General features: G+C 27.1%; 22 protein-coding genes. 21 read left to right on the top strand and 1 reads right to left on the bottom strand.

Annotated elements, in window-relative coordinates:
* The first annotated feature begins 66 nt into the window (after nt 1-66).
* From P4S50_RS18110 to P4S50_RS18045, 14 genes are all read left to right on the top strand, one after another.
* A complete protein-coding gene (locus tag P4S50_RS18110; RefSeq protein WP_277732226.1) occupies nt 67-558 on the top strand; it encodes a hypothetical protein in 492 nt (163 codons plus the stop codon).
* Between the two features lie 185 nt (nt 559-743).
* Complete coding sequence (locus tag P4S50_RS18105; RefSeq protein WP_277732225.1) at nt 744-1,664, top strand: NAD-dependent epimerase/dehydratase family protein; 921 nt, start codon at nt 744-746, stop codon at nt 1,662-1,664.
* Between the two features lie 142 nt (nt 1,665-1,806).
* Complete coding sequence (locus P4S50_RS18100; RefSeq protein WP_277732224.1) at nt 1,807-2,664, top strand: hypothetical protein; 858 nt, start codon at nt 1,807-1,809, stop codon at nt 2,662-2,664.
* Nucleotides 2,665-2,774: 110 nt separating this feature from the next.
* On the top strand, nt 2,775-3,992 hold the full coding sequence (locus P4S50_RS18095; RefSeq protein WP_277732223.1) for a glycosyltransferase family 4 protein: 1,218 nt from the start codon (nt 2,775-2,777) through the stop codon (nt 3,990-3,992).
* A gap of 136 nt (nt 3,993-4,128) precedes the next feature.
* Entirely contained in the window at nt 4,129-4,701 is a 573-nt protein-coding gene (locus P4S50_RS18090; protein WP_277732222.1) for a cyclase family protein, read from the top strand.
* A gap of 12 nt (nt 4,702-4,713) precedes the next feature.
* Nucleotides 4,714-5,160: a MarR family transcriptional regulator gene (locus P4S50_RS18085; RefSeq protein WP_277732221.1), complete on the top strand. Its 447-nt coding sequence runs from the start codon at nt 4,714-4,716 to the stop codon at nt 5,158-5,160.
* 153 nt (nt 5,161-5,313) lie between these two features.
* A complete protein-coding gene (locus tag P4S50_RS18080; RefSeq protein WP_277732220.1) occupies nt 5,314-6,336 on the top strand; it encodes a hypothetical protein in 1,023 nt (340 codons plus the stop codon).
* 18 nt (nt 6,337-6,354) lie between these two features.
* Nucleotides 6,355-7,242, top strand: a complete 888-nt coding sequence (locus tag P4S50_RS18075) for an ABC transporter ATP-binding protein (protein WP_277732219.1) — start codon at nt 6,355-6,357, stop codon at nt 7,240-7,242.
* A 3-nt stretch (nt 7,243-7,245) separates the two neighbouring features.
* Nucleotides 7,246-8,013, top strand: coding sequence for a hypothetical protein (locus P4S50_RS18070; protein ID WP_277732218.1), 768 nt, complete (start codon nt 7,246-7,248; stop codon nt 8,011-8,013).
* 21 nt (nt 8,014-8,034) lie between these two features.
* The gene (locus P4S50_RS18065) at nt 8,035-9,129 is read left to right on the top strand and encodes a TlpA family protein disulfide reductase (RefSeq protein WP_277732217.1); all 1,095 of its coding nucleotides are present in this window, start codon (nt 8,035-8,037) and stop codon (nt 9,127-9,129) included.
* Between the two features lie 31 nt (nt 9,130-9,160).
* Nucleotides 9,161-9,298: a CD1871A family CXXC motif-containing protein gene (locus tag P4S50_RS18060; RefSeq protein WP_277732216.1), complete on the top strand. Its 138-nt coding sequence runs from the start codon at nt 9,161-9,163 to the stop codon at nt 9,296-9,298.
* Nucleotides 9,291-10,121: a 4Fe-4S binding protein gene (locus P4S50_RS18055; protein ID WP_277732215.1), complete on the top strand. Its 831-nt coding sequence runs from the start codon at nt 9,291-9,293 to the stop codon at nt 10,119-10,121. The genes P4S50_RS18060 and P4S50_RS18055 overlap by 8 nt, the downstream gene beginning before the upstream one ends.
* 116 nt (nt 10,122-10,237) lie before the next feature.
* The gene (locus P4S50_RS18050; RefSeq protein ID WP_277732214.1) at nt 10,238-10,957 is read left to right on the top strand and encodes a response regulator transcription factor; all 720 of its coding nucleotides are present in this window, start codon (nt 10,238-10,240) and stop codon (nt 10,955-10,957) included.
* A gap of 3 nt (nt 10,958-10,960) precedes the next feature.
* The gene (locus P4S50_RS18045; protein WP_277732213.1) at nt 10,961-12,376 is read left to right on the top strand and encodes a sensor histidine kinase; all 1,416 of its coding nucleotides are present in this window, start codon (nt 10,961-10,963) and stop codon (nt 12,374-12,376) included.
* A 50-nt stretch (nt 12,377-12,426) separates the two neighbouring features.
* Here P4S50_RS18045 and P4S50_RS18040 read toward each other — a convergent pair whose 3' ends face one another.
* A complete protein-coding gene (locus P4S50_RS18040) occupies nt 12,427-13,518 on the bottom strand; it encodes a VanZ family protein (protein WP_277732212.1) in 1,092 nt (363 codons plus the stop codon).
* A gap of 260 nt (nt 13,519-13,778) precedes the next feature.
* Here P4S50_RS18040 and yycF point away from each other — a divergent pair, with 260 nt between their 5' ends.
* The 7 genes from yycF (at nt 13,779) to htrA (ending at nt 21,375) form a co-directional block, all read left to right on the top strand.
* Nucleotides 13,779-14,471, top strand: coding sequence for a response regulator YycF (gene yycF, locus P4S50_RS18035; RefSeq protein ID WP_277732211.1), 693 nt, complete (start codon nt 13,779-13,781; stop codon nt 14,469-14,471).
* A gap of 3 nt (nt 14,472-14,474) precedes the next feature.
* Entirely contained in the window at nt 14,475-16,250 is a 1,776-nt protein-coding gene (pnpS, locus tag P4S50_RS18030; protein WP_277732210.1) for a two-component system histidine kinase PnpS, read from the top strand.
* Between the two features lie 248 nt (nt 16,251-16,498).
* The gene (locus tag P4S50_RS18025) at nt 16,499-17,134 is read left to right on the top strand and encodes a hypothetical protein (protein ID WP_277732209.1); all 636 of its coding nucleotides are present in this window, start codon (nt 16,499-16,501) and stop codon (nt 17,132-17,134) included.
* A 20-nt stretch (nt 17,135-17,154) separates the two neighbouring features.
* Nucleotides 17,155-18,492 (top strand): hypothetical protein, encoded by a 1,338-nt coding sequence (locus tag P4S50_RS18020; protein WP_277732208.1) that lies wholly within the window; start codon nt 17,155-17,157, stop codon nt 18,490-18,492.
* A 1-nt stretch (nt 18,493) separates the two neighbouring features.
* Nucleotides 18,494-19,255: a two-component system regulatory protein YycI gene (yycI, locus tag P4S50_RS18015; protein ID WP_277732207.1), complete on the top strand. Its 762-nt coding sequence runs from the start codon at nt 18,494-18,496 to the stop codon at nt 19,253-19,255.
* A gap of 227 nt (nt 19,256-19,482) precedes the next feature.
* On the top strand, nt 19,483-20,277 hold the full coding sequence (locus P4S50_RS18010) for an MBL fold metallo-hydrolase (RefSeq protein ID WP_277732206.1): 795 nt from the start codon (nt 19,483-19,485) through the stop codon (nt 20,275-20,277).
* A 12-nt stretch (nt 20,278-20,289) separates the two neighbouring features.
* The gene (htrA, locus tag P4S50_RS18005) at nt 20,290-21,375 is read left to right on the top strand and encodes a serine protease HtrA (protein ID WP_277732205.1); all 1,086 of its coding nucleotides are present in this window, start codon (nt 20,290-20,292) and stop codon (nt 21,373-21,375) included.
* Nucleotides 21,376-21,428 lie beyond the last annotated feature (53 nt).

Raw genomic sequence — 21,428 nt, 5'->3', positions numbered from 1 at the left:
TTTGCTCCAGCTGAATTTTTAGGTTTCAGATAAATAATATTAATATGAAAGAGAGGATTAAAAATAATGAAAAAAAGGAGTAAAGGAGCATTTATAACATTGACTACAATAGTAATATTATCTTTATTTGTATTTTTATCAAGTGCTCAAAAGAATATTGAAATTGGGACAAATAATAATGAATCAAAAGTAGAGAATGAGATTATAACAGGAGATATAAACAATGTATCGGTAGCATGTAGATATGAAACTACTGAAGGTGAATTTTTTAGTGATTTTAGAAAAGTAGCATATGAAGATGTAGCAAGAGAAATTGGAGAAGAATTTATAGGGATGGAGTTCAAACAAACTTCAGAGTCTTTTAACAAGGATGATTTAAATTATATAATTTTACTTAAAAATGATGAGAAATTAATAGGTGAAATTAGATTTTATGATTTAGATAAGATTGTATTAGTAAAAGAAAATGTAAATTATATATCGAATTTAGATAACAAGTCTGCAAAAGATTTAGTTTTCAAATTGATAACTAAGTTTAAACCAGTAATATTTGAATAAAAATTCGTCTACTCGCTAATGAATAGATCATTAGTATATAAAAAAACACCTTAAAAGAATATATTGTTTTAAGGTGTTTTTGTGTTTGTGGTATTTATAAATAAGGAAATTATATACTTTTTAATTCTCAGAATATATAATTTAGTTATCCGAAAAATAATACTACAACATGGGGGGAATCATTTGTGAAAATATTAGTCACAGGAGGAGCTGGATTTATAGGTTCTAATTTAGTTGATAAGCTCATAAGTTTATATCATGATGTTGTTGTTATAGATGATTTATCAACAGGTAGAGTTGAAAATTTAAATTCAGAAGCTAAGTTCTATAAAATGGATATATGTGATAAAGATATTTTAGAAGTATTCAAAAAAGAAAAATTTGATATTGTATATCATATGGCGGCTCAAATAGATATTCAAAAATCTATTAAGGATCCTATAAATGATGCAATGATAAATATAATAGGAACTATAAACATTTTAGAGGCTTGCAGGAAAAGTAATGTAAATAAAATAATTTATTCTTCTACGGCAGCAGCTTATGGAAATCCTAATTATTTAGGAATAGATGAAGAACATTATAAAGAACCTATTTCATTTTATGGTTCATCTAAATTAAGCTCTGAATATTATATACCTGTTTATTCTAGATTATATGATTTAGATTATACTATTTTAAGGTATTCTAATGTATATGGTATTAGACAGGATAAAAATGGAGAAGGTGGAGTTGTATCTATATTTTTGGAGAATATTATGAATTATAAAGACGTAACAATATTTGGTGATGGAAGTGCAACAAGAGATTATATATATGTAGAGGATGTAGTTAATGCAAATATAAATTCTATAGAGTATGGAAATGGAGAAGTTTTTAATATAGGTACGGGAAAATATACATCAGTTATAGAACTATTTGGTATTATGAAAAACATAGCTAATAAAAATATAGATGTAGTATTTGAAGATGAGAGACTTGAGGATATAAAAGATTCTTATTTTGAAATTAATAAATCATTGAGTATGCTTAATTGGAAACCAGAATTTTGTTTAGAATATGGTTTAAGAAAGACTATGGAATATTATGAAAGTAAATATATTTAAAAGATTTATAACCCTTAAAGTAATTATAGAAGTTTTAAATACAACGAAATAATAAAGTGTATTAACTTGTCGGCTCTCTATGAATTATAGTAATATAGATTTATATAGAGTGAAACTTAATTAAATCTAAGGAGCAAATAATATGAATATGTTTTATTATGATTCCATATGTGATGGCAGTAGTATGATAAATGAAGATGTTGCTAATATTAATAAGCATGGGGCTTGGATATTAGATGGAGCTACAGGCCTTAATGGTAAAAACCTAATAGATAAAGACAGTGATGCAAAATGGTATGTAAAACAGTGGGATGAATATGTTAATAAAAATTTTCATAGAACAGATATTGATTTAAAAAGAATTGTAAAAGAAGGAATTAATGTAGTAAAAGATAAGTATTACAAAAGAGTTAAAGATAAGTGTGTTAAATCTTTAGATTTACCGTCAAGTTCTATAGTTTTGACAAGATGGATTAAAGATACTTTAGAGTATTTTATATTAGGTGATTGTACTTTAATAATAGAAAATAATAATAAGTTGAATGTTATAAAAGATGATTCTGTAACTAGATTGGATAATAAGGTTTTTCAGGCAATGGATGAGATAATGAGAAAAGAAGGGAAGACATTATCTGAAGCTAAAAAAGAAGTGAACAATTTAATTGTTAGAAATAGATTACTAAAGAACACAAATGAAGGATACTGGATATTAGGATTTGATACAGAAGCTGTTGATAGAGGATTATATGGAAAAATACCATTTAGCAGTGATACAAAATTATTAATGGCTAGTGATGGATTTTCTGCTATAACAGATAGATATAATTATATAGATATGGAGAATTTAATTCATGAGGCACAAAACAAAGGTCTAGATAATCTTTGTAGAAAGTTACGACAAATTGAAGAAGAGGATTCTAGTGGAGATAAGTATCCTAGATTTAAAAAAAATGATGATGCATCTGCAATATATATTGAATTAATGAATAGGGTAAATTAAGAAATAAAGCAGTGGTAAACGATATTTAATTACGTATACCATTGCTTTTTTATTGCTTGATTGATAAAATTAATGAAAATGTTATTATATAGAATAGGAGACAATTAAAGGTGAAGATACTTCATATTACAGCCCAAAAACCATTCAAAACTGGAAGTGGTATATACGTTAGAAAAGTTATAGAACAATTTGATAAAAAAGGTTTTAAACAAGCTATTATTGCAGGTATTTCGAATGAAGAAAAGATAGATATAGATACTCATTTATCTTTAGAAAAATACCCTGTATATTTTAATGTAAAAGAAATGCCTTTTCCTGTTATAGGTATGAGTGATGTAATGCCTTATGAAAGTACTAGATATAGGGACCTTGATGAAAATATGATAGATTGTTTTAGACAAGGATTCAGCAGACAAGTAATAGAAGCAGTTGAGATATTCAATCCAGATATAATAATATGTCATCATCTTTATTTTTTGACGGCTCTTACGCGTTCGTTGATAAAAGATAAAAAGATATTTGGAGTATGCCATGGCACCGATCTAAGACAGCTCAAATCCATAGATCTAAAGCAAGATTTTATAAAAGATAATATAAGAAAACTAGATGCTATTTTAGCTCTTCACAATGATCAGAAGGAAGACATAAAAGAGTATTTTGATATAAAAGAAAGTAATATTCACGTTGTAGGTAGTGGTTATGATGATTCTATATTTTATAGTAGAGATTCATCTTATGAAAAAGATTGTATAAAAGTCATATATGCAGGAAAAATCTCATATTCTAAAGGTTTAATACCTTTAATTAAAGCTTTTTCATCTTTAGATATTCCAAAGGATAAAATCAAATTAAGCTTAGCAGGTATGGGTAGTGGAAAAGAATATAAGGATATATTAAATACAGCTAAAGAATCACCTTATAAAATTGAATTTCTTGGCAATTTAATACAAGATGATTTGGCAGAGAAATTTAGACAGTCAGATATATTTATACTTCCTTCTTTTTATGAAGGTTTACCACTTGTATTAATAGAAGCTTTAGCTTCAGGTTTATATGTTATTACGTCAGAAATACCTGGTGTAAGACAATGGCTAGGGGAAGAAATAAATAATTCTGGCAAAATAAGATATTTGACTTTACCTAGACTAATAAATGTAGATATTCCTGTAGAAGAGGATTTGCCAATGTTTGAGAACAATATAAAGAATGAAATCCAAAAAATTATAAAAAATATTAATGAAAATAAGTATAATAATAATCTAGATGTAACACACCTTAGTTGGAGAAAATTATCAAATAGAATCGAGAAAATTCTATATAAATTTTAAATATAAAATTCATATAGCATAAAAAAATCCTTAAGAAAAATTCTTAAGGATTTTTTGATCTTAAGATATAGTTGACGAGGAAACAAAAATAATGTATTATTGTTTACAAGGAAACAATAATAGAGGGAGTGATACTATGTTAGATATAACATTAAAATTAGATAAGAATAATAAAGTATGGAAGTGGTTAGAATCTCAAGAAAATAAATTAATAAATGCAGGTCATGTTGGAACTCATGTAGATGTGTATAAAAAAAGTAATATTCCACTAGAGTACTTTAAAACTAAAGGAGTTTTAATTGATTGCACAAATTATAGTTTAGATGAAGAAATAGGAATAGAAGCATTAAAAGATATAGAAATAAAAGAAAGTAGTTTTGTTATGTTTAAAACTAATATACAGAGTAATTATCCATATGGAAGTGATGTATATGTAAAGCAGCACCCAGAGCTTAGTTGGGAACTTATAGACTATTTACTTGAAAGAAAGGTGTACTTTATAGGTATTGATTGTGCAGGAATTCGTAGAGGAAAGGAACATGTTAAAGCAGATGTAAAATCAGAAGAAAACAATACTTATGTTATAGAAAACTTAGATTTAAGTAAATTAAATGATACAATAGAAGATGAATTTGATGTCTATACTATGTGGATAGACAATCCATTTGCCACAGGCTTATCTACTAGAGTTTTGGTTGATATAATATAGGGAGGAAGAAATATGAACAACGAATTAATGGTAGAAAAACTAAGTGAAACCTTTCAAATGTTCACAGAATTTAATGATAAAGGCTTTAAAGAGAATTATAGTGACTTGAATATAAATGAGGTTCATGCCATTGATTATATAGGTAGAACAGAAAATGCTAATGTAACCAAAATTACAAATCATCTAAAAATAACTAAAGGTGGAGTAACAAAAATAACTAAAAAGCTGATGCTTAAAGAATATATAAGCTCATATCAAACTGAAGAAAATAAAAAAGAGAAATACTTTAACCTTACAGAAAAAGGAAAAGAAATTTTTGAAAAACATAAAACTCTTCATATGGAGTCTATAAAAAGAGATAAGAAAATATTTGAGAATTTCGATGAAAATGAAAAAGAGGTTATATCTAACTTTTTGGATATCTTAAAAAAGGACTTTGAAGAGAAGTTAAATAAGTGATCAATTACTGAAATTAATTAAAAGTTGTGTCGTAGAATTATCTACGATACAACTTTTTTTGATTGTAAGGTTTAATTAAGGTTTAGTTTATTATGGTGTAAGTTTTGGAATGTATAATGAATTTGCAGTAAAACAAAAGGAGGTATAAAACTAATGATTCTTTGGGAAATCAAAAAGATATTAAAATCTAAAACAGGATTAATAATTTTAGGGTTATTAATTTTCCTCTCTGGAATTATGTTTTTTTTAAAGCCTACATTGGAAACGGAAAATTCATATAGAAATGATAAATATGAATTAGTAATAGACGATAGAGCAGGAGATGAAATTGCAAAAGAGAAATTCAATGAAAAAATAAATCAAATAGAACAAATGGCAAATACCTATGTAAATGACGAATCTATAAAAAAAATAATAGAGATATCGCGAGAGAATTTAAGATTTATGAAATATAGAGAATATAAGGACGTTAGTTTTTTTAAAGTATTTGATCATAGAGCAGATCATCCTTTCATGTCGGTTGTAATGGTTATTATTTTGGTTTTAATATTTTCAAATATATATACAGATGAAAAGATTTCAAGTGTAGATAGTATAATTCTTTCATCTAAAAATAAATTTAAGGTTTTATATTCTAAATTAGCATTATCTATAATTTTACCTATTCTGATTTATGGACTTTATTTAGTGATAGCATTTCTAGTGACTGTAGTTCAGAATGGCATGCCTGTAAATGGAGAATTAGAAGCTTTTAGAATTATTGATAATGGAGCTATTCTTTTAAATGGAACTTATACTATCAATAACTATTTAATACTTAAAATTTCGACTATGATATCAATATTTATTAGTATATCTGTATTTTCTAGTTTCTTTTCATTTATTTCAGCAAACTCATTAGCTTCTATAAGTGGAACTTTAATATTTTTAGTATTAGGGAAGTCCTGTACGTTAATTAAGTTTTTGCCAGGAGAATTACTAACTATATTAAGTAGTGTAAATTATGTAGATCTCATATTTTATCCTGATAGATTTATAGGAATGTATTGTGGCCAAATCAATGTTTTAGGAAATAGTTTAGATTTAACAAGTTTATGCAATGGTATTTTAATATTTATGTTATTTATGGGATTAGGACTATGTGTTTTTACATTTAAAAAGATTTTAACTAGATAACTTTAGGAGGGATAATTGATGAATAAACTTGAAATAAAGAATTTAACGAAGAGTTATGGTAGAAAAAATGCAAATAATGATATAAATGTTACTTTTGAAAATGGTGTATACGGACTTTTAGGACCTAATGGTGCAGGAAAAACAACTCTTATGAAGCAGATAACGGCTTTAATACAGCCATCAAAGGGAGAAATTATATACAATGGAGAGAATATAAATGATTTGGATGAAAAGTATAGATCTGTTATAGGGTATCTTCCACAAGAGTTTGGAGTATATAAAAGTTTTTCTGCAAAGAAGTTTTTACAGTACATTGCAGCGTTAAAGGGATTAGATAAAAAACAGGCTACAAAGAAAATAGACGAGCTTTTAAATCTTGTAGGTTTATATGAAGTAAGAAATAAAGCAGTCGGTAAATTTTCAGGTGGAATGAAGAGAAGAGTGGGAATTGCTCAAGCTTTGTTGAATGATCCTAAGATTTTAGTATTAGATGAGCCAACAGCAGGACTTGATCCACAAGAAAGAGCAAGATTCAGAAATCTTATTTCTCAGATTTCCAAAGATAAAATAATAATACTTTCCACTCATATCATTTCAGACATAGAGTCTATAGCAAAAGAAACTATTATGATAAAGAATGGATCTATACTTATGAAAGGAGCTCATAGAGATATTCTTTTAGGAATGGAAGGTAAGGTATATAGCATAAAAACTTCTAATGAAGATGAGGTCTGGGAAATACAGAATAATTATAAGGTAGTGAATATTCAACGTGGCGTTAATGATGTAGAACTTAGAATTATAAGCGATAAGATGCCTCCATATGAACAAGCACAAGGTGTTCAGCCAAAATTTGAAGATGTTTATATGTTTTATTTTGATTTAGAGAATACAAGGGAGGTGTAAACGATGGGAACTCTTATAAAGTTAGAACTTAGAAAAATGCTTTTGAAAAAAAGAATGTTAATAGTTTTGGCAGGATCTTTATTTTTAAGCTTTGTTTCAATAAGAGCTTTTTCAATAGAAGAAACTTATGCGGATATATTTAGTAAAGGTTATGGATTAGTTCCTTTAATGGGAATTATGATGTTTATGATGTTCTCAGGATCTTATACATTAGAGTATAGCTCAAATATATCAGGGTTAATTAAAACAACTAAAAATGGTAAAAAGCAAATTGTATTAGCAAAATCAATAGCTGCAGGAATAGGAGCTACTATAATAAATCTTTCTGTTTTTTTAACTGTATGTCTATCTGCTTTGACAAAATATAATTTTGCTGGATTAGACTTACCTTTAAAAAGTCTTTGGTACTTTGGGAAAAGTGGATCAAATATAACCGTTATTCAAATGATTTTAATTATGATTGTAACTATTACAATAGGGTCATTTTTCTTTGCTCAGCTAGGATTATTTCTATCATCTATAAGCAAATCAGCGGCAATACCTTTTATATTTGGAGGACTTATTATGGGAGTGCCATATGTACTAGAAGGTGTTCTAAAAGGTATGGGATTTGCAAAATATTTAGGGCTTACACCGCTCTGGGGAATGATGAGCTGTCAGTTTATAAGGTATAATGTAGCATTTACAAGTGTTCTTGCTCTTTTAGGTATATTTGTAGCGGGAATGATAGTATTTCCTAAATTAACATACAGAGGTTTTATAAAAGAATAATAATAAATGGGAGGAATTTATATGAAAAAAATATATTTAGCTATATTTATGATTATAGCTCTTTGTGCATCGATCGTGGGATGTGGTAAAACAGAAGACAACAGTGAAGAAAAACAAACACAATTAGAACAAAAGGATAAATCTCTAAAAGGGAAAAAAATGAAATTTGAAGAAATGGGTCTAGAATATTATGAACCACAAATATGGGCAGAAAAAGAAGGAGTATCTCCAGCTTGCGTAATACCAGGGAAATATGGAGTAGCTTATATAGTAGGAGAAATTCCATATGAGTTTTTATCAACAGAATTCGTTAAGGAAATAATGAAAGATAGTGAAAATGCTAAAACTGAGGAAGATCAAAAAGAAGTATTAAAAAAGTACCAAGAGAAGTCAAAAATTTTTGTTAACCTTATGGTACTAGACAAAAATAAAGAAAAAAATGGTCCAAATGAAGATATAGAGAGAAAACAAAAAGTTTTTTCAGAATATAAATATAAGGAAAAGGTAGCTGAAATAGATAATCTAGAATGCTATATATTATATAACGATGAATATGATGAAAGTAATTTATCAGATGAAGAAAAGAAAGAATTTAAAGAAGTTCGTGAGAATATAGAAGAATTTAAGAATAGTATAAGATTATTTACACCTATTGATATAGATAAGAAAATAGCTGAAAATAAGACTGTAGAATTTGAAACTAAGACTATAGATGGGAAAAAAATAAATAGTAATATATTCAAAGATAATAAACTAACAATGGTAAATGTATGGGCAACATTCTGTGGACCTTGTATTGGAGAAATGCCTGATATTCAAAAACTCTATGATGAAATTAAAAAGGAAAATATAAATGTAGTTGGTATAATTTCAGATACACCTGATGATGAAAATGAAGTACTTGCAAAACAAATACTTGATAAAAAAGGTGTTAAATTCGTAAATATAATTCCTGATGAAAAATTAAATAAGGGAATATTAAAAGATATATCTGGAGTTCCAACAACTATATTTGTTGACAGTGAAGGGAATATAGTTGGACAACCTATAATAGGAAGTCGTAGTAAAGAAGAATATAAAAAAGAAATAAATAAAAGATTAGGAAGTTTAAAATAGATATTATTATTGCTTTACTGGAGTGATTTAAATGAAAGAAAGAATATATAGGTATGGGATACTGTTTACTAGTTTAAGCTTTATATTTTTAGGACTATATAGAAAAGAAGTAGATATTGTTTTTAGAAAAGCAATAAATATATGTCTGGAGTGTATAGGAATTGGATAAAAGAGGGTTATGTCAAATAATTGCTACTATAATTACAAATGCAAATATAAATGGTTTTTTTGAAAAAAATATATATAAGGGATCTATAAAAAAGGTGTGTGTTCCAGGACTTAATTGTTATTCTTGTCCTGGAGCTATAGGGTCCTGCCCTATTGGTTCCCTACAAGCTGTTATAGGAAGCATGAAATATAATGTTTCATTATATATAACGGGATTTATTTCATTAATGGGAATAATATTTGGTAGATTCATTTGTGGATGGTTATGTCCTTTTGGATTTTTTCAGGATTTACTTTATAAAATACCATCTAAAAAGATTAAAGTTGATGAAAGAATAAATAATGTATTAAAGTATTCTAAATATGTTATTTTACTTATATTCGTAATATTGTTACCAATGTTTTTGGTAAATGAATTTGGAATGAGTCCACCCTATTTTTGTGAATATATATGTCCAGTAGGTACATTAGAAGGTGGAATTCCATTAGTATTATTAAACAGATCTTTAAGAGAAACTATAGGATTTTTATTTGGATGGAAAATGTTTATTTTACTAAGTATTACTATAGGTTCAATATTTGTATATAGACCATTTTGCAGATATATCTGTCCTTTAGGAGCATTTTATGGATTATTTAATCCTATAAGTTTTTATAAATTCAAAATAGATAAAAATATGTGTACAAATTGTAATGCTTGTATAAAAAAGTGCAAAATGAATATAGAAATTCCTAAAAATCCAAACAGTATGGATTGTATTAGATGCGGTGATTGCATTGAAGTATGTCCTACAAAAGCAATCAAAAAAGAAATAAAAGCATAGTACTTTTCTTATGCATTATAGGAAAAACCTGATCAAAAAAATATCAGGTTTTTTGTTATACTATTAAGCAAGTAGAAGGATAATATACATAAATAATGTGATAGGAGTGTAAGACCATGGAAACTTTAATAAAGGAAAAGAAAATATTAATTATAGATGATGAAGAAGACATATTAAAATTACTATCAACAGTATTAACCAAAGAAGGGTTTAAAAATATATATACAGCAGAAACAGGTAATGAGGGACTTAAGTTATTTCAGTCTATAGATCCAGATATTATTCTTTTGGATATAATGCTTCCTGATAAAGAAGGATATGAGGTTTGTAAGAAAATTAGAGTAAGTTCTATGGTACCAATTTTATTTTTATCTGCTAAATCAGAGGAGATGGATAGAATCCTTGGATTTGCTTTAGGCGGAGATGATTATATAACAAAACCATTTAGTCCTAAGGAAGTATCTTATAGAGTGAAAGCTCATTTAAGAAGAAATCTTATAAATTTTGAACAAGATAAACTATATGAAAAAGATTTATCTTTTGGATCATTTGAAATAAATGAAGATAAATTAGAAATCAAAAAGAATGGTACAATTTTAGATCTTAAACCAAAGGAGCTGAGACTATTTTTATATATGGCTAATAACCCTAATCAAATTATAAGTAAAGAGAAAATTTGCGATGAAGTATGGGGTGAAGATTATATAGGATTTGATAATACAATAATGGTACATATAAGAAGACTTAGGGAGAAAATAGAAGATAATCCGTCTAAGCCTAAGTACATTATAAATGTTAAAGGTCTTGGATATAAGCTAGTAGTAAAGGATGATTAAATTATGAAATGGAAGTTAACCTTAAGTTTTGTATCTACTGTTATTTCAGTAGTTATTATAGTAATGATAATAAATATAGGGGCTATAGCAATAGTGTTTTTTTCGGGGCATAATAAAAACAATAAAGATAAAGATTTTTTGACTGAACTTAGAATAGAAGACTTTGTACGAAGTTTTAAAAATAATATATTAGTAACTGAAGAAAATATATATTTAAGTGATGAAGGTAAAAAACAGCTTGATAATAATCAAACTTGGATACAAATTCTAGATGAAAATGGAAAAGAGATATATAGCTACAAAAGACCTCAAGGCAATCCAATTAAGTATACACCTTTTCAGCTTGTACATGGATATAAATATAGAGGTGGAATAGGTAGCGCATCTACTGTATTTATAGGAGAAAAAACAATTGAAGGCAAGCAGTATAGTTATATTATAGGGTTTCCTATGAGAAAGGTTGAGAAGCACATTCTAATTTACAATACAGATGAGATGGGTGCATTTATGAAAAATGCTGTAGTTACTGTGCTTTTTATTGATTCTATAATAGCTTTATTCTTTGGATATTTATTTAGTAGAAGACTTACGAAACCACTAGGAAATATTATTACTGGAGTAGAAAGATTAGGAGATGGAGATTATGACATCTATTATAAACCAAAGGGAATATATAACAACATATATCATAATTTAAATAATCTTTCAGATACTCTTAAAAGAAATGAAATAGAACGTAAGAAGTTAGATAAAATGAGAGAGGATTGGATAGCAAATATATCTCATGATATAAAAACACCTTTAGCATCTATTAAGGGTTATGCAGAGATTTTAAGTGATGATGAATATGAATTTTCTAAGGAAGAAATACTATCTTATGCAGATGTTATTCATAAGAAATCTAATTATATAAATGAACTTGTAAATGATTTAAATTTAACTACTAAGCTTAAAAATGAAAATTCTATAATAAACAAAAAAGAAATTAACTTAGTTAAACTTGTTAGAGAAAGTGTTATAGATATACTAAATGATCCTAAATATAGCGATAGCGATATTGATTTTATTTGTGGAGAAAATATTATATTAAAGGATATAGATAACATTTTAATAAAAAGGGTAATTAACAATCTCTTATATAATTGTCTTATTCACAACGATGCAAAAGTTAGTATAGAAGTAAAAATAATTAAAGATGAGAAAGTACACATATTTGTAAAAGATAATGGAAAAGGTATAGGCCCAGAGGATATTAAGTATATATTCGATAGGTATTATAGAGGAACAAATACGGGAGAAAGACATAAAGGTTCAGGGCTTGGAATGGCTATAGCGAAGGAGATAGTAAAGGCACATGGCGGAGATATAAAAATAAATAGCAAGCTTGGACAAGGTACACAAATAGAGGTTATATTATAGCGTTCTATTAAGAAGATTATAAATCAGTAATTACTGATTTATAATCTTTTTTATTTAGGTGATATAGTAACATTCTTTGTGTTACTTATTTTTTCATAAAACAGTAGTTTATCTTTTCTAAACATGCAAATTAAAACATGTGAGAATATAATTATATTTATCACTACAGCTATAAGCATGATTATAATAATATAGTTAAAAAACTCATTTCTATTTATATCTATTACCTCGAAAATTAATTTGTTAAAACCAAAAATACCATAATATAAAAGCGCATATCTTATAAATACTTCTTTAAAATATAGTTTTTCATTTCCTCCTTTTATTTTTATTCTTAATAATGATTTACCTAATGTTTTACCATTAGTTAAATAAACTATTAAAATAAAATATACAAATACTACAGCAGCTTCAGTCAAAATAGTATCTTTTATATTAGGAATTAAGCCAATTATAAACCAGTCTATAAGAAATGCTAAAAATCTTCTAAAATAACTTACATTAATTTTTTCTAAATCAATATCTTTATCCAATTTACTAGGTTTAGGAAGAAAAAAAGTAAATATTGGAGCTATCATATATCCTATGAATCCACCAAAAGTATTTAATATTAAGTCATCTAAGTCAAAAATTCTATAAGGGGCATTATATAAACCATATAAAGCTGTCAATTGTGTTATTTCAAAAAATAATGAAAATAAAAAAGTTATTAATAAAGTTTCTTTTAAATTTTTTCTAAAATAATATCTTAAATAAACTCCAAGAGGAGTAAGCAAAATTCCATTGAATACAGGTTGTAGAAATCCCCTTTCTTTAAGTATATTTTTGAATGTTGAAGGATCTGAAAGTGATATTTTTGTTTCTTTTATAAAGTCAAAAATAAAATTAAAAGGAATCAATTGATAATATAAAGTATCAGGGCTTTGCAAACTACGTACATCACGTGTTTTTGGAAGAGGTAATATTACAAGGTAATAAGTTACTATTAAATACAGTAAAAAAGAATATAGGATTAAAATTCTAAACTTATTTATATATCCATGTTTTCTGTACTGATATATTACAAATGGAAATGTAAACAGAAAAGCTAAAAAAGGAAATGTTATAAAGGCTATTTTAATAGGAAACATGTATGTCTGCATTGATGTACCTCCGTTAAGAATTTGAAAAAACAACAATTAAAATTTTAAAAATAAAGACTTCTTTATTATTTACATTACTACTATGTAAAATGATAGAAATAAAAACCATTATTACATATACTCTATATAACGATGGTTTTTTAGAGATAGGAAATTATATACTTTTTAATTTTGAAAATGTATAATCTAGTTATATAATAATTTTGTATAATATGGTTAAAATAAAGTATTACCTAAAATAAGAAATTGGAGGTAAATTTATGAGTAGTAAAATATTAATAATCGAGGATGAAAAACCTATATCTGATATATTAAAATTCAATCTTAAGAAGGAAGGTTATGAGATTGAGACGGCTTTTGATGGAGAGGAAGGAATAAATAAAACTTACAGCTTTAAGCCAGATTTGATACTTCTTGATGTTATGATACCTGTTTATGATGGATTTCAGGTTTGCAAAAAGGTAAGAGAGACTTTATCAACTCCTATAATAATGGTAACAGCTAAAGAAGAAGAAGTGGATAAGGTATTAGGACTTGAACTTGGAGCAGATGATTATATAACAAAGCCATTTAGCGTAAGAGAACTTATGGCTAGAGTTAAGGCTAATCTTAGAAGAACTCAGGTATTGAATGCAGATAATAAAAGTAAAGATATAATAACTGATGGAAGTTTAAGTGTTGATTTAGTTAAATATGAGGTTAACAAGAATGATGAGAATATAGATTTGACTGTAAGAGAGTTTGAATTGTTGAAGTTTTTGATAACTCAAAAGAATCAAGTATTTTCAAGAGAACAGTTACTTGAACAGGTATGGGGATATGAATACTATGGAGATATTAGGACTGTCGATGTTACTGTTAGAAGGTTAAGAGAGAAAATAGAAGATAACTCATCAAACCCGAATTATATAATAACTAAACGAGGAGTAGGTTATTATTTTAAGGGGGAATAAGTTTTGTTTAAAAGTATAAGATCCAAAATAATAGTTATATACTTTCTATTGGTATTTATAGCTATGGCAATAGTTGGAGTATTTATGATAAATCAATTCAAAAATTTGCATATAAATACAGCCACTAATACACTAAATAGAATAGTGGATAACATAATAAAGCCTCAAATAAGGTATATAGACTTTACTAATTATGAGGATTTAAGATATGAAATTCAAAAAATACCAGTTCTTCCTGGAGAATATGAATTATTAATGATAGATGCTAACACTTATAAGGTAATAGCTTCTACTAAAAGCGATAGTAGGTTAATAGGAAAGGATTCTCTTAATAATCTTAATAAAGGAGTAATATCAAATTCTTCGGAAAATGGATATATGAAGGATGAAGAGAAAGTTAAAAACATAGGATATAGATATACTAACCAGAAGAATCAAACTATAATAATATATGGAAAAGCATATCTTGAAAATATATATGAGGTTCTAAATGAATCTCAGAAGATATTCTTGCAGGCTATAATAATGGCTTTAATAGTAACTATAATACTGGGTTTTTTAGTATCAAAGTCAATAACAAACCCTATAAAAGATGTAACTATACAAGCTGCTAAGATGGCAAAAGGTGATTTTGATCAGAAGGTAGATATAAGGTCTGATGATGAAATAGGTCAACTTGGAGAGATGTTTAACTATTTGACTTTGAGGCTCAAAAATACACTAGATGAGATATCTAGTGAGAAGAGCAAACTTAATGCCATAATAAATCAGATGGGAGATGGATTGATAGCTGTTGACAATGAAGGGTATATTATACATGTAAATCCTACATTTATACAGATGCTAAGAATTAATCAAATGTATACTACAAGACCTATATATGATGATATCGTAGGAAAATATAATAAAAATTTAACTTTAAAGTATATAAAAGATAAGAATATATCTCAGGGAAGTGAGATAATAAAGCTTGAAAATAAAGATATATTAAGAGCTAACTTTGTATACCTTAAAAATGATAAAGAAGAAGTTAAAGGTCTTATATTAGTAGTGCAAGATATAACAGAGCATGAAAAATTAGATACTATGAGAAAAGAGTTTGTAGCTAATGTGTCTCACGAATTGAAGACGCCTATAACAACTATAAAAAGCTATACAGAGACACTGCTTGACGGTGCTATGGATGATAAGGAAATATGTGGTTCATTCTTAAGTGTAATAGACAAAGAATCGGATAGAATGGCAAGGCTTGTTAGTGATTTGCTTCAATTATCTAGAATGGATCATAAGAAAAATAACTTTAATTCATCGAGATTTGATATAGATAATTTGATAAAGGATATAGTAAATAAACTAGATATTTCTTTTAAAGAAAAGAATCATATAATAAAAATCGGACTTTGTGATAAAAACATAATAATAAATGGAGATAAAGATAGAATAGAGCAGGTTATTCAAAATATACTTAGCAATGCTATAAAGTATACTCCTGATAATGGAGTAGTGAGTATAAATATAAAGGAAGAAGATGAACAAGCTGTTATATCTATAAAAGACAATGGAATAGGTATTCCCAAAAAAGATGTTTCTAGAATCTTTGAAAGGTTTTATAGAGTAGATAAAGCAAGATCTAGAGATATGGGAGGAACAGGTTTAGGTCTTTCTATAGCAAAGCACATAATAGAACAACACGGTGGGGATATATCTGTGGAAAGTGAAGTTGGAAAAGGGACTGAATTCAAAATAAAATTACCTGTGGATAAATCTGTGGATATATAATAAATATTTAATTGACATGTAATGATTCTGTAATATTCTTTGTGTATAATTCATATTAAAGGTCTAATATGGGGATAACATTAAAATTATACATATAAAGTTAAACTTAATTCAGAGGGAGCGTTTCTTTAACTGAATTTTTAGTTGAACTAATCCAGAAGTTGTTAAGTTCTTATCTGCATCGTCAAATGATGGAGTTTTAGGACTTTTAGCTTTCGGATAATATAGAATATCAAGGAGGCTTAGAAATGAAGAAGTTAGGAGCATCTTTAATTATTTGTGGAATGCTGGCTTCAAGTAATGTTGTGGCTTTTGCAGATACAACTAATACAAAAGATGTACAAAGTAATATTTTACAAGCTGTTAAGACAAATACAAAAACTCAAATACAAACTAATACTCAACCAATACAAGTACAAATAGAAACACCAAAAACACCACAAGAACCACAAGTAGAAACACCAAAGACAAGTAATAAACCATTAGTTGAAAATAAAGAGAAAAAAGAACAAAAATCTATTGAAATAATGAAGCCTGTAGCTGATTATACTGTTACAACTAACAATAAAGTTGTTGTATCTGGAACTGGAGAAGAAGGTAGCGTTGTTCATCTAGATGTATATTTGAAAAACGACAAAGATGGTGTTTTTAAAAAAACAGATAATTCTAAAACGTTAGAAATAGGAGCCATGGGATTCTTCTTAACAGAAATAAATTTAAATGCTGGTGAAAATAAAATAGTTATAAAGAATAATAACAAACAAAAAACTAAGATTGTAAAATATACAAAGATAGAGAACAAAAAAGAAATACAAAATAATATGGATAAAATAACAGATAAGAGAATTCAGGATATTTTTCAAGATATAATTACCCCAAAATAATAAATTTGGAGTGTTAAATTGTGAATAGAGAAAAATTCAAAACATTTACATTAGCAATATTGTTTTCAATGTCAGCTTTTCTTTTGCTGCTTAATATAAGTTTGGTAGGATTTAAATTTGATTTAAAGAAGATATATGGAAGTCCTAATATAAAATACAATATTTACTCGGTTGTAAGACCTTACAGAGTATTTGTGTACTTTGGAGGTGGAAAAAATAATACAGAGGTATTAGATACACAGGATGATTATTGGAATCAAATAAAAATTATATTGAAGCAGGAACTGTCTAAACAAAAAAAGATAAGTGAGATAAGTTATGAAGATTATTTAAGTAAAAAAAATATGAAATCTATAGAAGCCAATTTTGATAAAGGAATAGATGTTGAGCTAATAAATAAAAGCATATTTTTAAATGAGAGTGCAATAAGTGATATTGGAGATATTTGTGAAATACTTATACCATTGGTAGATGATAAATCTATATATTTTTTGAATAATGAACAAAAAGTATATAAAGTAGATTTAGATAAGGTAAAGCATATAGATTTAGTAGATAAACTTGAGAAAAAAGGATATACAGAATACTTTACTGTAGACTCTTTATTTACTATAGATAATAAAACATTGATTCCCATTAAACTAGATGGCATTTCTTATGATAATATTAGTTCGAAGAATATTATAGATGTTAAAGATGATAAACTAGTTCAAAAAATAGGAGAAAATATCTTAGGTAATAAATATGATTTTACTAATAGGATTGTGGAAAAAAACGGCAATAATACATTTATATACGGATATGGAGAAAAGACATTAAGAATATATAATAATGGATATATAGAGTTTTTAAATGAAGATATAGATAATAAAAATATAGATTTAGATAAATCTTTAAGTATAGCTTTAGATTTTTTAGCTAATCAAAATATAGGTATAGATAATTTATCTTTGTATAGCATAGAAAAAAACTCTATAAATAATATAAATTCATACGAATTTAATTTTTATTATGAAGTTAATAACCTTAAACTAAAGATTGATAATGTTTTTAATTCTATACAAATAAAGATAGCTGGAGAAGATATTTATAGCTACAAAGGAGTTTTAAAAGAAGTAGATCAATTTATAGATGGAAATACAGATAATAATATAATACCACCTGACCAAATACTTAACATGAATTTTTCTTTGTTAAAAAAAGATCTCAAATATCAAAGTGGAGAAGAGGTATGGAAAAATATAAAAGGTGTAGAGCTTATATATTTTTCTAAAGATGATTACTTTATTCCATCATGGAAAGTAACTATAGGTAACTCGGTATATATATTTGATGCCTATAAAGGGGATGTTTTGTAGAATGGATTGGTCAAAATCTAAAACCATACTAATTATTGCATTTATATTAACTAATATAGTTTTAGGATATAATCTTTATATAAATGTATTTAGACATGATACGGAGGATATTTTTAGTGATAGCTCTATAAATAATTTAAATAAATTATTAAGTACTAAAAATATATCTATAAATACTCAAATACCTAAGGATACACCAAGTCTTAGTACGTTGAGTATAAAGTATGAAGACTTAAATAAGTCTGACTTAGATTCTGTATTTAAACAAGATGGCGTATATAAGATTGAGGATAAACGGATTATATACAATGGAAAATCTGATATAGACGAGCTTGATATAAGTGAATGCACCTCATTTACCAAAAAATTTCTGAATAAATATAACTTTGATGATGACACCTATCTGAAGTCTACAATTAAAAAACAAGATCGTATAGAAATTATATATACTGGAAAATATAAAAATTATTTTTTGGAAGAGAGCTATATGAAGTTTGTATTTTATGAGAATAAAGATTTTTCATTTGAAAGATTATGGATAGTCCCTATAGAAGAAAAGAAACAGAAAAAAAGAGTTATACCTAGTGTGGAAGCTATTATGTCTGCTTATAGTCAGATGCCAAAAGATTCTGTTATAAATGAAATAAAATTAGGATATTATTTTGAATCTAATAATATGGATATAGAACAAGGGGATATAGGACCTGTTTGGAGATTAAAAGTGAATAATGAATATATATATATAAAAGCCTTTGATTTATAATTAAATAATTGAAGGCTTTTATAATGAGTATAAATAATATTCCTTTCAAAATTAGGTATAATATTGATGGAAAAACTACAATTGCAATCATTTTGAGAAATGGAGCCTGTAAGGATCGTTGGCGACATGAGTCACCGCGTTAGCGAGTAGACGAAATTTTTTATGTTTTTGTAAAGACATAATTTAATGGTATAATATATTTTAAAATAAGAAGTTGGAGGTTTGAGATGAATTTTAATTACGCTTCAGTGGCTAGTGGCAGTTGTGGAAATTGCCATTATTTAGAGTACAAAGATACTAAAATTTTAATAGATGCAGGTCTTAGTGGTAAGAAAATTGAAGAAAATTTAAGAAAATTAGATAAAAACCTCGAAAATACTGCAGGAATACTGATTACTCATGAGCATACGGATCATATAAAAGGTGCGGGAATTTTGTCGAGAAGATATAATATACCTATATATGCAAATAGAAATACTTGGGACTGTATGACAGATAAACTTGGGAAATTAAAAGAAGATAATATCAAATTTTTTGATAATGATATTCCTTTTATTATTGGGGATATTAATATAAAGGCTTTTTCTATTCATCATGATGCAGCTGATCCGGTAGGGTACACCCTGAATAATGGAATTACAAAAATAAGCGTAGCTACTGATTTAGGGCATGTATGTGATAATATAAAAAGTAATTTATTTGAATCAAAGTTAGTAGTTCTTGAGTCTAATCATGATGTACAGATGCTAAAGATAGGATCATATCCGTATTATCTTAAGCAAAGAGTAATGTCTAATAAAGGACATTTATCTAATGAAGATGCAGGTAAGTTTTGTGTAGAACTTGTAGAACGTGGAACTCAAAAAATATTACTTGCTCATTTAAGTAAAGAAAATAATTTTCCAGAGCTTGCTTTTGAAACCGTGAAAGGTGTTCTAAAAGAAAAAAACATATCAATAGGAAAGAATTTAGAACTTGAGGTTTTAAGAAGAGGAACAATATCAAATTTATACGCAGTGTAAGGAGTGATTTATGTGAAACGAGGAGGATATTTTATAACAGGTTTAATAGGTGCTATTATAGGAAGTTTACTTACTTTATATATAGCTCCAAACTTTATATTTGAGGATATTCAAACTGGAAATGGATCACAAAAGAATAATAATACTCAAATAGTAGTAAATCCAAATGAAGAGGAAAGTATATATAAAGCAGTAGCTAAAAAAGCTATGCCATCTGTTGTAGGTATAACTACAGTAACTGTTGAAAAAGACCGTTTTTTTGGAATGACTAGACAGTCAAGTGGAGTAGGAACGGGTGTTATTGTAGATGAAAGAGGATATGTGCTTACGAATTCTCATGTTATAGGAGATGGAAATGCAAGGGAAGTTAATGTACTTTTTTATGATGGAAGTAATGAAAAGGCAGACGTTCTTTGGAATGATTCAACTTTAGATTTAGCAATAATAAAGGTTGATAAAAAAGGACTTCCAGTAGCAGAGCTTGGAGATAGTGATCATGTAGAAGTTGGAGATATAGCGATAGCTATAGGAAATCCTCTTGGACTAGAGTTTGAAAGAAGTTTAACTCAAGGGGTTATAAGTGGATTACATAGAAGTATTAAGGTAAATGAGTATGAGTCTGTAGAAGATATGATTCAAACTGATGCATCTATAAATCCTGGTAATAGTGGAGGACCACTTTTAAATTCTAAAGGACAGGTTGTTGGTATAAATACAGCTAAAATTAAAACTGGAGAGGGATTAGGTTTTTCTATTCCTATAAATATTGCAAAACCTATAGTAGATCAGTTTATAGAAAAAGGAGAATTTAAAAGAGTTACTCTTGGGATAAAAGCTGTAGATGCTAAGTATTTTGAAGATAGAATGGGTGAAGAGTTAGCTGTGGATAAGGGTATATATGTGTATCAAATAATGGCAGATTCACCAGCAGCAAAAGCAGGAATGGAAGCAGGAGACGTAATAGTTAAAATAGAAGATAATGATATAAAGACAATGGGCAATTTAACTAGAGAGCTTTACAAGCATAGACCTGGTGATATTGTTGAGGTTAAGGTTAATAGAGGTGGAAAAGAAAAAGTATTAAAAATAACTTTTTAATAGATAATGCTTGGATATTTATATCCAAGCATTTTTTCATATCCAAGTAAACT

Origin of the sequence: Tepidibacter hydrothermalis (assembly GCF_029542625.1) — a bacterium.
Taxonomy (GTDB): Bacteria; Bacillota; Clostridia; order Peptostreptococcales; family Peptostreptococcaceae; genus Tepidibacter_A; species Tepidibacter_A hydrothermalis.
This window is presented reverse-complemented; position numbering and strand designations above follow the sequence as displayed.

What these genes read in the sequence shown, in the direction of transcription:
- P4S50_RS18110 (WP_277732226.1), top strand. Translation starts at nt 67, where the DNA reads ATGAAAAAAAGGAGTAAAGGAGCATTTATAACATTGACTACAATAGTA.
- P4S50_RS18100 (WP_277732224.1), top strand. Translation starts at nt 1,807, where the DNA reads ATGAATATGTTTTATTATGATTCCATATGTGATGGCAGTAGTATGATA.
- P4S50_RS18090 (WP_277732222.1), top strand. Translation starts at nt 4,129, where the DNA reads ATGTTAGATATAACATTAAAATTAGATAAGAATAATAAAGTATGGAAG.
- P4S50_RS18085 (WP_277732221.1), top strand. Translation starts at nt 4,714, where the DNA reads ATGAACAACGAATTAATGGTAGAAAAACTAAGTGAAACCTTTCAAATG.
- P4S50_RS18080 (WP_277732220.1), top strand. Translation starts at nt 5,314, where the DNA reads ATGATTCTTTGGGAAATCAAAAAGATATTAAAATCTAAAACAGGATTA.
- P4S50_RS18075 (WP_277732219.1), top strand. Translation starts at nt 6,355, where the DNA reads ATGAATAAACTTGAAATAAAGAATTTAACGAAGAGTTATGGTAGAAAA.
- P4S50_RS18070 (WP_277732218.1), top strand. Translation starts at nt 7,246, where the DNA reads ATGGGAACTCTTATAAAGTTAGAACTTAGAAAAATGCTTTTGAAAAAA.
- P4S50_RS18065 (WP_277732217.1), top strand. Translation starts at nt 8,035, where the DNA reads ATGAAAAAAATATATTTAGCTATATTTATGATTATAGCTCTTTGTGCA.
- P4S50_RS18060 (WP_277732216.1), top strand. Translation starts at nt 9,161, where the DNA reads ATGAAAGAAAGAATATATAGGTATGGGATACTGTTTACTAGTTTAAGC.
- P4S50_RS18050 (WP_277732214.1), top strand. Translation starts at nt 10,238, where the DNA reads ATGGAAACTTTAATAAAGGAAAAGAAAATATTAATTATAGATGATGAA.
- P4S50_RS18045 (WP_277732213.1), top strand. Translation starts at nt 10,961, where the DNA reads ATGAAATGGAAGTTAACCTTAAGTTTTGTATCTACTGTTATTTCAGTA.
- P4S50_RS18040 (WP_277732212.1), bottom strand. Translation starts at nt 13,518, where the DNA reads ATGCAGACATACATGTTTCCTATTAAAATAGCCTTTATAACATTTCCT.
- yycF (WP_277732211.1), top strand. Translation starts at nt 13,779, where the DNA reads ATGAGTAGTAAAATATTAATAATCGAGGATGAAAAACCTATATCTGAT.
- P4S50_RS18025 (WP_277732209.1), top strand. Translation starts at nt 16,499, where the DNA reads ATGAAGAAGTTAGGAGCATCTTTAATTATTTGTGGAATGCTGGCTTCA.
- yycI (WP_277732207.1), top strand. Translation starts at nt 18,494, where the DNA reads ATGGATTGGTCAAAATCTAAAACCATACTAATTATTGCATTTATATTA.
- P4S50_RS18010 (WP_277732206.1), top strand. Translation starts at nt 19,483, where the DNA reads ATGAATTTTAATTACGCTTCAGTGGCTAGTGGCAGTTGTGGAAATTGC.